General features: G+C 40.7%; 14 protein-coding genes and 5 tRNA genes. All 19 read left to right on the forward strand.

Features of this window, described 5'->3' with window-relative positions:
• Nucleotides 1-35 precede the first annotated feature (35 nt).
• The 19 genes from MuYL_RS08070 (at nt 36) to rpoB (ending at nt 13,836) form a co-directional block, all read left to right on the forward strand.
• On the forward strand, nt 36-911 hold the full coding sequence (locus tag MuYL_RS08070; protein WP_094570049.1) for a ComEA family DNA-binding protein: 876 nt from the start codon (nt 36-38) through the stop codon (nt 909-911).
• On the forward strand, nt 908-1,435 hold the full coding sequence (locus MuYL_RS08075; protein ID WP_094570050.1) for an adenine phosphoribosyltransferase: 528 nt from the start codon (nt 908-910) through the stop codon (nt 1,433-1,435). Before MuYL_RS08070 ends, MuYL_RS08075 begins: the two co-directional genes overlap by 4 nt.
• Before the next feature lie 160 nt (nt 1,436-1,595).
• Complete coding sequence (locus MuYL_RS08080; RefSeq protein WP_094570051.1) at nt 1,596-2,768, forward strand: acyl-CoA dehydrogenase; 1,173 nt, start codon at nt 1,596-1,598, stop codon at nt 2,766-2,768.
• Between the two features lie 155 nt (nt 2,769-2,923).
• Nucleotides 2,924-3,118 carry a 30S ribosomal protein S21 gene (rpsU, locus tag MuYL_RS08085; protein WP_094570052.1) on the forward strand — a complete coding sequence of 65 codons (195 nt, stop codon included), beginning with the start codon at nt 2,924-2,926 and terminating at the stop codon, nt 3,116-3,118.
• 48 nt (nt 3,119-3,166) lie between these two features.
• Nucleotides 3,167-4,117 carry a tyrosine-type recombinase/integrase gene (locus tag MuYL_RS08090; protein WP_317043870.1) on the forward strand — a complete coding sequence of 317 codons (951 nt, stop codon included), beginning with the start codon at nt 3,167-3,169 and terminating at the stop codon, nt 4,115-4,117.
• A gap of 12 nt (nt 4,118-4,129) precedes the next feature.
• Nucleotides 4,130-4,477, forward strand: coding sequence for a ribosome hibernation-promoting factor, HPF/YfiA family (hpf, locus tag MuYL_RS08095; protein ID WP_094570054.1), 348 nt, complete (start codon nt 4,130-4,132; stop codon nt 4,475-4,477).
• Nucleotides 4,478-4,722: 245 nt separating this feature from the next.
• Nucleotides 4,723-4,795: transfer RNA gene (locus MuYL_RS08100), tRNA-Thr, on the forward strand.
• Between the two features lie 66 nt (nt 4,796-4,861).
• A tRNA-Tyr gene (locus tag MuYL_RS08105) sits at nt 4,862-4,942 on the forward strand.
• A gap of 147 nt (nt 4,943-5,089) precedes the next feature.
• Nucleotides 5,090-5,162 (forward strand) — tRNA-Gly (locus MuYL_RS08110).
• Nucleotides 5,163-5,200: 38 nt separating this feature from the next.
• Nucleotides 5,201-5,272, forward strand: a tRNA-Thr gene (locus MuYL_RS08115).
• A 70-nt stretch (nt 5,273-5,342) separates the two neighbouring features.
• Nucleotides 5,343-6,530, forward strand: a complete 1,188-nt coding sequence (gene tuf, locus MuYL_RS08120; RefSeq protein ID WP_094570055.1) for an elongation factor Tu — start codon at nt 5,343-5,345, stop codon at nt 6,528-6,530.
• Between the two features lie 116 nt (nt 6,531-6,646).
• A tRNA-Trp gene (locus MuYL_RS08125) sits at nt 6,647-6,717 on the forward strand.
• Nucleotides 6,718-6,736: 19 nt separating this feature from the next.
• On the forward strand, nt 6,737-6,931 hold the full coding sequence (gene secE / locus MuYL_RS08130; protein ID WP_094570056.1) for a preprotein translocase subunit SecE: 195 nt from the start codon (nt 6,737-6,739) through the stop codon (nt 6,929-6,931).
• Between the two features lie 15 nt (nt 6,932-6,946).
• A complete protein-coding gene (nusG, locus tag MuYL_RS08135) occupies nt 6,947-7,489 on the forward strand; it encodes a transcription termination/antitermination protein NusG (protein WP_094570057.1) in 543 nt (180 codons plus the stop codon).
• Between the two features lie 187 nt (nt 7,490-7,676).
• Nucleotides 7,677-8,117 (forward strand): 50S ribosomal protein L11, encoded by a 441-nt coding sequence (gene rplK / locus MuYL_RS08140; RefSeq protein WP_094570058.1) that lies wholly within the window; start codon nt 7,677-7,679, stop codon nt 8,115-8,117.
• Between the two features lie 27 nt (nt 8,118-8,144).
• On the forward strand, nt 8,145-8,843 hold the full coding sequence (gene rplA, locus MuYL_RS08145; RefSeq protein WP_094570059.1) for a 50S ribosomal protein L1: 699 nt from the start codon (nt 8,145-8,147) through the stop codon (nt 8,841-8,843).
• A 3-nt stretch (nt 8,844-8,846) separates the two neighbouring features.
• On the forward strand, nt 8,847-9,365 hold the full coding sequence (gene rplJ, locus MuYL_RS08150) for a 50S ribosomal protein L10 (protein WP_094570060.1): 519 nt from the start codon (nt 8,847-8,849) through the stop codon (nt 9,363-9,365).
• 62 nt (nt 9,366-9,427) lie between these two features.
• On the forward strand, nt 9,428-9,811 hold the full coding sequence (gene rplL / locus MuYL_RS08155) for a 50S ribosomal protein L7/L12 (RefSeq protein ID WP_094570061.1): 384 nt from the start codon (nt 9,428-9,430) through the stop codon (nt 9,809-9,811).
• Nucleotides 9,812-10,032: 221 nt separating this feature from the next.
• Complete coding sequence (rpoB, locus tag MuYL_RS08160; RefSeq protein ID WP_094570062.1) at nt 10,033-13,836, forward strand: DNA-directed RNA polymerase subunit beta; 3,804 nt, start codon at nt 10,033-10,035, stop codon at nt 13,834-13,836.

Consider the following 13,836-nt stretch of genomic DNA (forward strand, 5'->3'; position numbering starts at 1 on the left):
AAAAATTATTTAATTTACTCCTGATAAACCTTTTAATGAAAGCGCGGATAAAAAATTACCTGTCAATAAGCAAAAAAGAGTGGAACGGTTTGGTAATTCTTGTTGTATTGATTGCATTGGTACTTGCTGCTCCCTATGTTTATCAGTTAATCCGCAAAGATAATACAATAAATTTTAAAGATTTTGATAAAGCAGTTGCCCGGCTAAACAAGCTTGGCAGCAAAGCCGGTTACGATCCTGATAATGAAAAGGCTGATCCCGTTGAGCATATTTCAAAGGTTGAACTGACCCCTTTCAATCCAAATAACCTTACTGTAAAGCAATGGCAGCAGCTCGGGTTAACCGCGCAACAGGCAACTGTTATAGAACGCTATCAACAAAAAGGTGGCAGGTTTTATAGTAAAGAGGATCTGAAAAAGATTTATGCTATTACGCCCACCGACTACCTGCGACTTGAGCCTTACATCAGCATCCCGCAAACAGCCTATGTTTCAAAAAAAGTAACACCGGGCGAAATTATTGAACTTAATTCAGCTGATGCGGCAAAACTCGCCGAATTAAATGGAATAGGCCCCGCATTTGCAGCGCAGATAATACGGTATCGCAGCAGGCTGGGCGGGTTTATTAACAAACAGCAGCTAAAGGAAGTTTACGGGATTGATTCGGTGACTTATGCGGAGATAAAAGACCATCTTTTAGTAAATGCTGCCAATATTAAAAAAATCCCTGTGAATACTATCTCGTTCAGTCAGTTAAGAATTTTTCCTTATTTAAGCTATAAGCAGGCTAATGCAATCATCGAATACCGTGCGCAGCATGGCAACTATTCATCAGTAGCTGATTTGAAAAATATTGTACTGCTTGATGACAGAATTTTGCGTAAAATTGAGCCATATTTAAGTTTTAAATGATAGCGCAGCAAATAAAATCGGCCATTCGTGATATCCCTGACTTTCCCAAACCGGGTATCGTATTCAAAGATATTACGCCTATATTAAAAGACCCTCAGCTGTGCGAAGCCATTGTTAACGCCTTTGCTGAGCAATTGAAGGGCACCCGTATTGATGCCATAGCCGGCATTGAAAGCAGGGGTTTTTTATTCGGGCTTTCGCTGGCTACCAAATTGGGTGTTCCCTTTGTACCGGTGCGCAAGGCCGGGAAACTTCCCTTTACCATTAAACAAAAGGCTTACAAGCTTGAATACGGTACCGCCACTATTGAGTTGCATACTGATGCATTTGAACCCGGTCAGCATATTTTAATTCACGACGATCTATTGGCAACCGGTGGCACAGCCCTTGCAGCCAGTGAATTGATCCAGGAAATGGGTGGAATAGTGGCTGGCTTTTCGTTTGTTGTAGGATTGGGTTTTTTGAAAGGATTGGAAAGGATAAGCCCTGTTTGCGATAGGGTGGTGGTGCTGGCGGATTATTAACAAAAATATTTTCACACCGATTTCGTTCTGACAAATCCCTCTGTAATAACTAAACCTAGTATTCATACCATATACCAAATCGTTCTTTTTTCACGAGGATTTTATTTGAAACCAATGCATGAGATATTGCGTTACTTTGCTGTAAACCAATTATAAATACATGGATTCTTTATTAACTGATGCGCCCGCCGGATACGATTTTTCTATCAACGATAATCAAAAAATGATAGGCCAGATGGCCAAAGATTTTGCTGAAAAAAACATCCGTCCGCATGTGATGGAATGGGACGAGGCGCAGCATTTTCCGGTAGAGTTGTTCAAGAAATTGGGCGAACTGGGGATGATGAGCGTTTTTGTACCGGAAGAATACGGCGGGTCAGGCTTCGGCTATTTTGAATATGTAACCGTGATAGTTGAGATTGCAAAGGTTTGCGGATCGATAGGGCTGTCGGTTGCGGCACATAATTCGTTATGTACCGGCCACATTCTTGCATTTGGGAACGAAGAACAAAAACACCGCTGGCTTCCGAAGCTGGCTACGGCGGAATGGATAGGAGCCTGGGGGTTAACCGAAGCTAACACCGGTTCGGATGCGTTGGGTATGAATACAACTGCCGTTTTAGATGGCGACCATTATATTGTAAACGGATCAAAAAACTGGATCACCCACGGTAAATCAGGTAATGTAGCTGTGGTTATGGTTCGCACAGGCGAAAAGGGCGATTCAAAGGGGATCTCGGCCCTGGTTATTGAAAAGGGAACTGCAGGCTTCACTCATGGTAAAAAGGAAAACAAGCTGGGCATGCGGGCATCAGAAACAACTGAACTGATATTTGATAACTGCCGCGTACCAAAAGAAAACCTTTTGGGCATTGAGGGCGAAGGATTTAAGCAGGCCATGAAGGTGTTGGATGGCGGGCGAATTTCTATCGCTGCTTTATCATTGGGCATTGCCAAAGGGGCTTTTGAAGCAGCAGTTACTTATTCAAAGGAACGTAAGCAGTTCGGCCAATCGATCAGTAACTTCCAGGGGATAGCCTTTAAGCTGGCAGATATGGCCACAGAAATTGAAGCCGCTGAACTGTTGATCATGCAGGCCGCCGATTTGAAGAACAGGCATCTGCCGGTAACAAAGCAATCGGCTATGGCTAAATACTTTGCATCAGAGGTAGCAGTCCGTACCGCTACCGAGGCTGTACAGATTTTCGGCGGCTATGGCTATACCAAAGATTTTCCGGTTGAAAAATATTACCGGGATGCCAAGCTTTGTACAATAGGCGAGGGGACATCGGAGATACAGAAAATTGTAATAAGCAGGGAGATATTGAGGTAATATTATTAGACAGTTAGTTTTGGCAGTAAACGTATGCTTTCATAAACGTTACTGCCCAATTAATTAACCCAATCAACTAATTCAACTTCCCTCTTTCATATTCAAAACTAAATACTTACCTTTGCCCTCCCACGAAAGGAGGTATTTCAGGAATTATGATCATTATTAACGTAAAAGACGGCGAATCATTAGATAAAGCATTAAAACGCTTTAAAAAGAAATTTGAGAAAACTGGAGTTTTAAGAGAACTACGCAGTCGCCAGGCATTTGAGAAAAAATCAATTACCCGTCGCCACGAAATTAAACATGCCATCTACAAGCAGAATATGAACTTAGAACCTACCGTTTAATTCTTGTAAAAGAATTTTCGATTTTTCTAATCAAAATATCAAAACTATTTGTACATTCATTCTTTGGGTGTACAAGTAGTTTTTATGTTTACAGAGCGTTTTATCCGGTATATTCAATTCGAAAAAAGGTACTCACCGCATACCGTATCCGCTTATCAGTCAGACCTTGATCAATTTATTTCTTTTCTCAATAATCCAGGCAAGGAAACGCCTCCGCCACCTGCAGCAATAACACATCCGGACCAAATTACGCATTATCACATCCGCAATTGGATTGTGGAGATGATGAACCAGCAAATTATCGCCCGGTCTATTAATCGTAAAATTGCCACATTACGCAAATACTTCAAATTTTTAGTGCAGGAAGAGGTTATTCAAATTAACCCCGCGGCCAAAATAAATACACCTAAGATCCCTAAAAATTTGCCTGTTGTTGTTGAAGATGCCCGGCTAACGCAGATGCTTGATGATAATGAAGTGTTTGGGCACGATTTTAAGGGCCTGCGGGATAAACTTGTTATCGAGATGCTGTTTGGTACCGGCATGAGGCTTTCTGAGCTAATGGGAGTTAAGGATACGGATATAAACACCTACGAAGGCACCATAAAGGTTTTGGGAAAAAGAAACAAGGAGCGCATTATCCCGGTTAATAATGAATTGAAATTATTAATAGCTGAATACCAGGAGTTAAAGAAAAAACAAGATTTTTCCGGTAACAATTCCTTAACCTTAATCGTTACAGATAAAGGAGCAAATGCTTATTCAAAGCTAATTTATTTAATAGTGCACAAGTATCTGTCTTACATATCAACCCAAAACAAAAGAAGCCCGCATGTGCTGCGCCACACGTTTGCAACCAGCCTGCTCAATCGCGGGGCCGACTTAAATGCAATCAAAGAACTTTTGGGCCACGCAAACCTTAGTGCAACCCAAATTTATACTCATAATTCAGTTGAAAGGTTAAAGTCTATTTACAAACAAGCCCATCCAAAGGCGTAAAAAGGAGGAATCATGAAAATTACAGTGCAATCTATTCGTTTTAATGCAGACAAGAAATTATTGGATTTTATTCAAAAGAAAGCTGATAAGCTTGAAACCTTTTATGATCATATTATTAGCGGCGAAGTGTATTTAAAGCTGGAGAATGTGGAGGATGAGGCTAATAAGATAACGGAGATTAAACTGATGCTGCCGGGTAACCAATTATTCGCCAAAGAGCAGTGTAAAACATTTGAAGAGGCCACCGATCTGGCGATCGAAAGCCTGAGAAAGCAGATTGAAAAGCACAAACAGAAAAAATTTGCCGCCGCCGAGGCTGCAAAAAAAGCGGTTTTACTATCGGCAACAGACGATTTTTGAACCTGATAAACATTATTTTTAAACGTAAATCGGTGGGTTTCAGCCTGCCGATTTTTTTTTAGAAAATAAATTTTGTTCAGCACTAAAAATGTGTAAATTTGCAATCCCTTTCAGAGAGGTATGTAAATGTCTTCTCGCAGTTAAAAGGGTTGGTTCTTTAAAATTAAAATACAGCCTTAATAATTAACCGGTATTATTCCGATGGTCAGCAATGATTTACGAATGTACAAAGGGTAATGATTTAAGCCTCCTTAGCTCAGCTGGTAGAGCGACTGACTTGTAATCAGTAGGTCATTGGTTCGATCCCGATAGGAGGCTCTGTTAATTTCGGAAGAGTGATGTTTAGCTTCAACTTTGGACATCGCAACGCCGAAATCAACAAATGGGGGGATACCAGAGCGGTCAAATGGGGCGGACTGTAAATCCGCTGCTTCGGCTACGAAGGTTCGAATCCTTCTCCCCCCACTTTATTAAGTTGGCAGTTTACAATTTAAAGTTTGCGGTTAAAGCTTACTGAAATTTGTAAACTGTCAATTTGATTAAAAAAGGTTTACGGAATACAATATCGGACAGCACATTGCCAACTGAAAACGTAAACCGCAAATTAAACAAGCGGAAGTAGCTCAGTTGGTAGAGCGATAGCCTTCCAAGCTATAGGTCGCGAGTTCGAACCTCGTCTTCCGCTCTGTTACAGTTGGCAAACTAAAAACTGCAAACTGAAAAGCCGACGTAGCTCAGGGGTAGAGCACTTCCTTGGTAAGGAAGAGGTCATGGGTTCAAATCCCATTGTTGGCTCAATATTATAAGCATATATAATAGAATACATTTTTAAGTATAAATTAACCTACAATAATTAAATATAATCATGGCAAAAGAAAAGTTTGACCGCAGTAAACCGCACTTAAACATCGGTACAATCGGTCACGTTGACCACGGTAAAACAACCCTTACCGCAGCTATCACTAAAGTTTTAGCTGATAAAGGTTTATCAGAAGCTCGCTCATTTGATTCAATTGACTCTGCTCCTGAAGAAAAAGAACGTGGTATTACTATTAATACAGCGCACGTTGAGTATTCAACTGCTAACCGTCACTACGCTCACGTTGACTGTCCTGGTCACGCTGACTATGTGAAGAACATGGTTACAGGTGCAGCTCAAATGGACGGTGCAATCATCGTTGTTGCTGCTACTGATGGTCCAATGCCACAAACCCGCGAACACATCCTGTTAGCACGCCAGGTAGGTGTACCTGCACTTGTTGTTTTCATGAACAAGGTTGACATGGTTGATGATCCGGAATTATTAGAACTTGTTGAAATGGAAATTCGTGAGTTATTATCATTCTACGAATATCCTGGTGATGATATCCCTGTAATTCAAGGTTCTGCCCTTGGTGGTTTGAACAATGATCCGAAATGGGTTGACAAAATTATGGAATTAATGGATGCTGTAGATAGCTACATTCCAATTCCTCCGCGTTTAACTGAGCTTCCATTCTTAATGCCTGTTGAAGACGTATTCTCGATCACTGGTCGTGGTACAGTTGCAACCGGTCGTATTGAGCGTGGTGTAATTAACTCAGGTGAGCAGGTTGACATCCTTGGTATGGGTGCTGAAAACTTAAAATCAACTGTAACAGGTGTTGAGATGTTCCGTAAGATCCTTGACAGAGGTGAAGCTGGTGACAACGTAGGTTTATTGTTACGTGGTATTGAAAAAACTGATATCCGTCGTGGTATGGTTATTTGCAAACCAGGTTCAGTAACTCCGCACACAGATTTTAAAGCAGAAGTTTACGTATTATCAAAAGCAGAAGGTGGCCGTCACACTCCATTCTTCAATAAATACCGTCCGCAATTCTATTTCCGTACAACTGACGTAACCGGTGAGATTTCATTGGCCGAAGGTGTAGAAATGGTTATGCCAGGTGATAACGTTACCATCACTGTAAAGCTGATCAACGCTATCGCAATGGAAAAAGGCTTACGTTTCGCTATCCGTGAAGGTGGCAGAACAGTAGGTGCTGGTCAGGTAACTGAAATTTTAAAATAACCCCTAACCCCTTTAGGGGAACAAGGTTAGGTTACGGTTAATTTAACGCAAAGTACTTAGCTTTTTAGCTAAGTACTTTGTTAATAAAAATCCCCTAATAAGGATTTTAAGTATAAACGGGAATAGTTCAATGGTAGAATAGAGGTCTCCAAAACCTTTGATCAGGGTTCGAATCCTTGTTCCCGTGCATAACAGTAAACAACGAAATGGCTAACGTATCTGAGTATATTAAGGAGTCTTATATAGAGTTGACGGAAAAAGTTACCTGGCCAACCTGGAGAGAACTGCAAAGCAGTTCTATTCTTGTATTGGTTGCGGCGCTTATTATTGCGTTAATAATTCTATTTATGGACCAAAGCATACACTTTTTGCTTACACAGTTTTATTCTTCACTAACCTAATTTTAAAGTAAAAAGATGAGTGATCAGTTAAAATGGTATGTGGTACGGGCTATAAGCGGTAAAGAGAAAAAGGTAAAGCAATATATTGATGCCGAGATCAGCCGTCTTGGTATTACGCATTTGGTTCCGCAGGTATTGATCCCAACAGAAAAATACTACCAGATGCGCGACGGAAAGAAAATTGCAAAAGAGCGCAATTTTTTCCCGGGTTATGTGTTGATCGAAGCGCAGCTTGATGCTGAAATTGAGCACATCATAAAAAACATAAACAGCGTTATAGGATTTTTGGGTGATAAAGCCGGAAATGCTATTCCGTTACGCCAGGCAGAAGTTAACCGTATTTTAGGTAAGGTTGATGAAATGAGTGCACAGGGCGAGACGATGAATGTGCCTTATTATATAGGTGAGGGTGTAAAAGTGATGGACGGACCTTTCAACGGATTTAGCGGGGTGATTGAAGAGGTTAACGAAGAAAAGAAAAAATTGAAAGTAATGGTAAAGATCTTCGGGCGCCGTACGCCGCTTGAATTGAATTACATGCAGGTAGAGAAAGAGTAGAATAGAGACTGGTGAATAGAGATTAGTTAATTAGAACTATCTCTGGGCCGGGAACCAACAAAAATATTAATAGAGCGTTCGATTGAACCGATTAACTAATCACTAATCTCCAGTCACTGCTCGCAAGAGCTTAAATGTTACTTAGCTTCCACTTACTAACATTGAGTTATAATTAAATAAATAGAAAATGGCAAAAGAAGTCGGTGCGATGGTGAAGCTGCAGGTAAAGGGCGGCGCTGCAAATCCATCACCTCCAATTGGCCCAGCCTTGGGTGCAAAAGGGGTGAACATTATGGAATTTTGCAAGCAGTTCAATGCACGTACCCAGGATAAACCTGGTAAAGTGTTACCGGTAGTTATTACTGTTTATGTCGACAAGTCATTCGATTTTATCATCAAAACTCCACCGGTTGCCATCCAGTTACTGGAAGCAACAGGTTTAAAGAGTGGTTCGGCCGAACCCAACCGTAAAAAGGTAGCCAATGTAAATTGGGACCAGGTTGAGACTATAGCCAAAGATAAAATGACTGATTTGAATGCATTCACAGTAGAATCAGCCATGAAAATGGTGGCAGGAACTGCCCGCAGTATGGGGATAACCGTATCAGGTACGGCACCCTGGAATTAATTAATTTATACAAATCAGTTTAAGACAGTGGCTAGATTAACAAAAAATCAAAAAGTGGCACTCTCCAAAATTGAGGTGAACAAATCGTATTCCCTACAGGATGCAACATCTTTGGTAAAAGATATTACTAATACCAAATTTGATTCATCTGTTGATATAGATGTTCGTTTAGGTGTTGACCCGCGTAAAGCCAATCAAATGGTGCGTGGTATTGCAACCTTACCTCATGGAACCGGTAAAACTGTACGTGTATTGGTACTTTGTACTCCTGATAAGGAACAAGAGGCCAAAGATGCAGGTGCAGATTACGTAGGTTTGGATGATTATATTGCCAAAATTGAAGGTGGATGGACTGATGTTGATATCATTATCACTATGCCAAGTGTTATGGCGAAGGTAGGTCGTTTAGGTCGTATTTTAGGCCCGCGTAACCTTATGCCAAACCCTAAATCAGGTACAGTAACTCCCGAAGTTGGGAAAGCTGTAACTGAGGTTAAAGGTGGTAAGATCGACTTCAAGGTTGATAAGACCGGTATTATCCATGCCTCAATAGGAAAAGTATCTTTCCCTGCTGATAAAATTTATGAAAATGCTTTGGAAGTATTACAAACCATTTCAAAATTAAAACCTTCAGCAGCAAAAGGAACATATTTTAAGAGTATTCATATCTCTTCAACAATGTCACCTGGAATTGAAATTGAAACTAAAACAGTAGCGGGGATCTAAATCATGAATAAAGAAGAAAAACACGAGTTAGTAATCGCCCTTACTGAGCAAATGAAAGAGTACGGTAATTTTTATATCACCGATACTTCAAATTTGACAGTTGCAAAAATCAATAACATCCGTCGTAAATGTTTCGAAAGCGACATTGAGATGAAGGTAGCAAAAAACAGCCTGATTAAAAAGGCTATGGAAGCTGCCGGCGGTGATTTTACCCCAATGTATGACGTGCTGAAAGGTTCATCATCTATCCTTTTCTCAAAGTCAGCAACTGCCCCGGCAAAGCTGATCAAACAGTTAAGGAAACAAGGTGACAAACCGGTTTTAAAAGCGGCTTACATTGATTCATCAATATTTGTTGGTGATAACCAGATTGATACTTTGATTGCATTGAAATCGAAGGAACAACTGATAGGAGAGATCATTGGATTATTGCAATCACCAGCGAAGAACGTTATTTCTGCATTACAATCAGGCGGAAATATACTTGCAGGCGTTGTAAAAACATTACAGGAAAGAGGTTAACCGAACACCTTAAAGTTCGATATTAAAAAACAAAAAGCATTAAAAGTAAAATTTAAAATAAAATGGCGGATTTAAAAGCGTTTGCTGAACAGTTGGTAAACTTAACAGTAAAAGAAGTAAACGAATTAGCTCAGATCTTGAAAGATGAGTATGGCATTGAGCCTGCTGCTGCAGCTGTTGCTGTTGCTGCTGCTCCTGCAGGTGGCGATGACGCTCCTGCTGCTGCTGCAGAACAAACTGCATTTGACGTTATCCTGAAAGAAGCAGGCGGCGCTAAATTAGCAGTAGTTAAATTAGTAAAAGACTTAACCGGCCTTGGTTTGAAAGAAGCTAAAGACTTAGTTGATGGTGCACCTAAAGAAGTAAAAACTGGTGTTACTAAAGAAGAAGCTGAATCTTTGAAAAAACAATTAGAAGAAGCTGGAGCAGTAGTTGAGGTTAAATAATTTAACCCGTAATAATATAGCATCAAGACTCCGACCTTTTGGTCGGGGTCTATTGCTGTTTATATAGATTAGATAGGAGGCGGCAGAATTTAGTCGCGGCATTTTTATCCTGTTGTGTTATGGATAGTTGTAACGAACTCAATGCTAATCTCTCCGGTCTGTCAAAAACATCTACCGAAAGAACCTATATCAGTTTATTAATAAACTAAAATTTTATTCCCTTGGCAAACAAAATAAATCAAAGAGTAAATTTTGCAACCAGCAGGAAAGTATTGGATTACCCCGATTTTCTTGACGTTCAGTTGCAATCTTTCCAGGAATTTTTTCAATTGGAAACTACCTCAGACAACCGTTATAAAGAAGGTTTGTTTAAAGTGTTTGCCGAAAATTTTCCTATCTCCGATTCAAGAAACATCTTCGTTTTAGAGTTTCTTGATTACTTTATTGATCCGCCACGTTATGATATACAGGAATGTATTGAACGCGGATTAACTTACAGTGTGCCTTTAAAAGCCAAGCTTCGCCTTTCATGTAATGATGAAGAGCACGAAGACTTTGAAACTATTGTACAGGATGTGTACCTGGGAACTATTCCCTACATGACACCTAAAGGTACCTTTGTTATCAATGGTGCTGAACGTGTAATTGTATCTCAGCTGCACCGTTCACCAGGTGTGTTTTTCGGACAAAGCCGCCACACTAATGGTACTAAATTATATTCAGCCCGTGTAATTCCTTTTAAAGGTTCATGGATTGAGTTTGCTACAGACGTTAACAACGTGATGTATGCTTATATTGACCGTAAAAAGAAATTCCCGGTTACTACCTTATTGCGCGCAATTGGTTACGATTCTGATAAAGATATCCTGGAATTGTTTGAATTGGCCGACGAGGTTAAAGTAAGCAAAAGCGGCTTAAAGAAATTTATTGGACGTAAGCTTGCTGCAAGGGTGTTGAAAAAATGGGTTGAAGACTTTGTGGATGAAGATACCGGCGAAGTTGTTTCTATTGACCGTAATGAAATCATACTGGAGCGTGAAACTGTATTGGAAGATGATCATATCGATCAGATCATTGATGCAGGTGTTAAAACCATTATCCTGAACAAGGAAGATGCGGCTACCAGCGGTGACTACACTATTATATATAACACTTTACAAAAAGATACTTCAAACTCAGAAAAAGAAGCGGTTGAACACATCTACCGTCAATTACGTAACGCTGAACCACCTGATGAGGAAACTGCACGTGGTATCATTGATCGTTTGTTCTTTTCTGATAAAAGATATGATCTGGGCGATGTGGGCCGTTACCGCATCAACCGTAAGTTAAAACTGTCAACCTCTGAAGAGACTAAGGTTTTAACCAAACAGGATATTATTGCGATTGTTAAATACCTGATCAAATTAATCAACTCAAAAGCTGAGGTGGATGATATTGATCACTTGTCAAACCGTCGTGTTCGTACCGTTGGCGAGCAGTTATATGCACAGTTTGGTGTTGGTTTAGCACGTATGGCCCGTACCATCCGTGAGCGTATGAACATTCGTGACAACGAGGTGTTCACACCAACCGACCTGATCAATGCACGTACATTGTCATCAGTTATTAACTCGTTCTTCGGAACAAACCAGCTTTCACAGTTCATGGACCAAACTAATCCACTGGCAGAGATCACGCACAAGCGTCGTCTGTCAGCCCTTGGGCCCGGTGGTCTGTCACGTGAGCGTGCCGGTTTTGAGGTTCGTGACGTACACTACACCCACTACGGTAGGTTGTGTACCATTGAAACTCCGGAAGGACCGAACATTGGTTTGATCAGTTCACTTTGCGTACACGCCAAAATTAATAACTTAGGCTTTATTGAAACACCATACAAACGTGTGGTTGACGGTAAAGTACAAGTTCAGGAAGATGTTATCTATTTATCTGCAGAAGATGAAGACGGTAAAACTATCGGCCAGGCAAATGCGCATTATGACGATAAAGGTGTATTCGCATTACCTAAGGTAAAAGCACGTTTTGAAGGTGACTTCCCGATTATTGATCCGGAAAAACTTGACTTAATGGATATTGCACCAAACCAGATCACATCTATAGCGGCTTCATTAATTCCGTTCCTTGAACATGATGATGCTAACCGTGCGTTGATGGGATCAAACATGCAGCGCCAGGCAGTGCCTTTGTTGCGTCCTGAAGCGCCAATTGTTGGTACAGGTTTGGAAGGCCGCGTGGCTAAAGATTCACGTACATTGATCAACGCTGAAGGCGATGGTGTTGTTGAATATGTTGATGCAACCGAAATCAGGATCCGTTATGATCGTAATGAGCTTGATCGTTTAATCTCTTTTGATGGCGATACCAAGAGTTACCGTTTAACCAAGTTCAAGAAAACAAACCAGAGCACCACCATGAACCTTAAGCCTATTGTTAAAAAAGGCCAAAGGGTTGAAAAAGGAGAAGTGCTTTGCGAAGGATATGCTACACAGGCAGGCGAGCTTGCTTTAGGGCGTAACCTTAAAGTTGCATTCATGCCTTGGCAGGGTTACAACTTTGAGGATGCGATAGTAATATCTGAACGCGTTGTATCGCAGGATATATTTACTTCGCTTCACGTTGAAGAATTTGAACTCGAAGTTCGTGATACCAAACGTGGTGAAGAAGAATTAACACCGGATATCCCTAACGTATCAGAAGAAGCTACCAAAGATTTGGACGAAGACGGAATTATCCGTGTTGGTGCTGAAGTTAAGGAAGGCGACATCCTGATTGGTAAGATCACGCCAAAAGGTGAGTCTGACCCGTCACCGGAAGAAAAATTGCTACGTGCCATATTTGGTGATAAAGCAGGCGATGTTAAAGATGCATCACTGAAAACTCCACCATCTATTGCAGGTGTTGTTATTGATACTAAACTATTCTCACGTGCGAAGAAAACTTCAAAAGCTGAAGAAAAAGCACAATTGGAGAAATTAGATACAAGGCATGATAAAGCAGTAAAAGATCTTAAAAATACTTTGATTGAAAAGTTATTTGAGATTGTGAACGGTAAAACATCACAGGGTGTGTATAACGTTTACAAAGAGCTGCATGTGCCAAAAGGTGTAAAATTCACCCAAAAAATACTGGTTGAGCTTAACTATGAAAATATTAACCCAACCAAGTGGACAACTGATGATGACAAGAACGATCAGATAAAAACTCTTCTTCATAACTATAACATTAAAGTTAATGAGGAACTGGGTGCTTATCGCCGGGATAAGTTCGCTATCAGCGTGGGTGATGAATTGCCATCAGGTATCGTACAAATGGCCAAAGTTTACATCGCTAAAAAGCGTAAGCTTAAAGTGGGTGATAAAATGGCGGGCCGTCACGGTAATAAAGGTATTGTTGCACGTATTGTACGTGACGAAGACATGCCTTTCCTTGAAGACGGAACACCGGTTGATATTGTGTTGAACCCGCTGGGTGTACCTTCACGTATGAACCTGGGCCAGATCTACGAAACTGTATTAGGATGGGCCGGTAAAGAGCTTGGAATTAAATTTGCTACTCCGATTTTTGATGGTGCAAGCCATGAAGAAGTGGAAGAGTGGGTTAAAAAGGCAAACTTACCAGAATCGGGCCGTACCTATTTGTACAATGGTTTAACCGGAGATCGTTTTGATCAGCAAACAACTGTAGGTATTATCTACATGCTGAAACTGGGTCACATGGTTGATGATAAGATGCACGCACGTTCAATAGGGCCATACTCATTAATTACACAACAGCCATTGGGTGGTAAAGCCCAGTTTGGTGGTCAGCGTTTTGGTGAGATGGAGGTTTGGGCACTGGAGGCATTTGGTGCATCAAACATTCTGCAGGAAATATTGACTGTAAAATCTGATGATGTTATTGGCCGTGCCAAAACATATGAAGCTATTGTTAAAGGCGAAAACTTGCCAACACCATCAGTTCCTGAATCATTCAACGTATTGGTTCATGAATTAAGAGGTTTAGGTTTGGATATCACATTAGAATAA

Source organism: Mucilaginibacter xinganensis, from assembly GCF_002257585.1.
Taxonomy (GTDB): domain Bacteria; phylum Bacteroidota; class Bacteroidia; order Sphingobacteriales; family Sphingobacteriaceae; genus Mucilaginibacter; species Mucilaginibacter xinganensis.

What these genes read in the sequence shown, in the direction of transcription:
- MuYL_RS08075 (WP_094570050.1), top strand. Translation starts at nt 908, where the DNA reads ATGATAGCGCAGCAAATAAAATCGGCCATTCGTGATATCCCTGACTTT.
- hpf (WP_094570054.1), top strand. Translation starts at nt 4,130, where the DNA reads ATGAAAATTACAGTGCAATCTATTCGTTTTAATGCAGACAAGAAATTA.
- nusG (WP_094570057.1), top strand. Translation starts at nt 6,947, where the DNA reads ATGAGTGATCAGTTAAAATGGTATGTGGTACGGGCTATAAGCGGTAAA.
- secE (WP_094570056.1), top strand. Translation starts at nt 6,737, where the DNA reads ATGGCTAACGTATCTGAGTATATTAAGGAGTCTTATATAGAGTTGACG.
- rplK (WP_094570058.1), top strand. Translation starts at nt 7,677, where the DNA reads ATGGCAAAAGAAGTCGGTGCGATGGTGAAGCTGCAGGTAAAGGGCGGC.
- MuYL_RS08080 (WP_094570051.1), top strand. Translation starts at nt 1,596, where the DNA reads ATGGATTCTTTATTAACTGATGCGCCCGCCGGATACGATTTTTCTATC.
- MuYL_RS08070 (WP_094570049.1), top strand. Translation starts at nt 36, where the DNA reads ATGAAAGCGCGGATAAAAAATTACCTGTCAATAAGCAAAAAAGAGTGG.
- rplL (WP_094570061.1), top strand. Translation starts at nt 9,428, where the DNA reads ATGGCGGATTTAAAAGCGTTTGCTGAACAGTTGGTAAACTTAACAGTA.
- rplJ (WP_094570060.1), top strand. Translation starts at nt 8,847, where the DNA reads ATGAATAAAGAAGAAAAACACGAGTTAGTAATCGCCCTTACTGAGCAA.
- rpsU (WP_094570052.1), top strand. Translation starts at nt 2,924, where the DNA reads ATGATCATTATTAACGTAAAAGACGGCGAATCATTAGATAAAGCATTA.
- tuf (WP_094570055.1), top strand. Translation starts at nt 5,343, where the DNA reads ATGGCAAAAGAAAAGTTTGACCGCAGTAAACCGCACTTAAACATCGGT.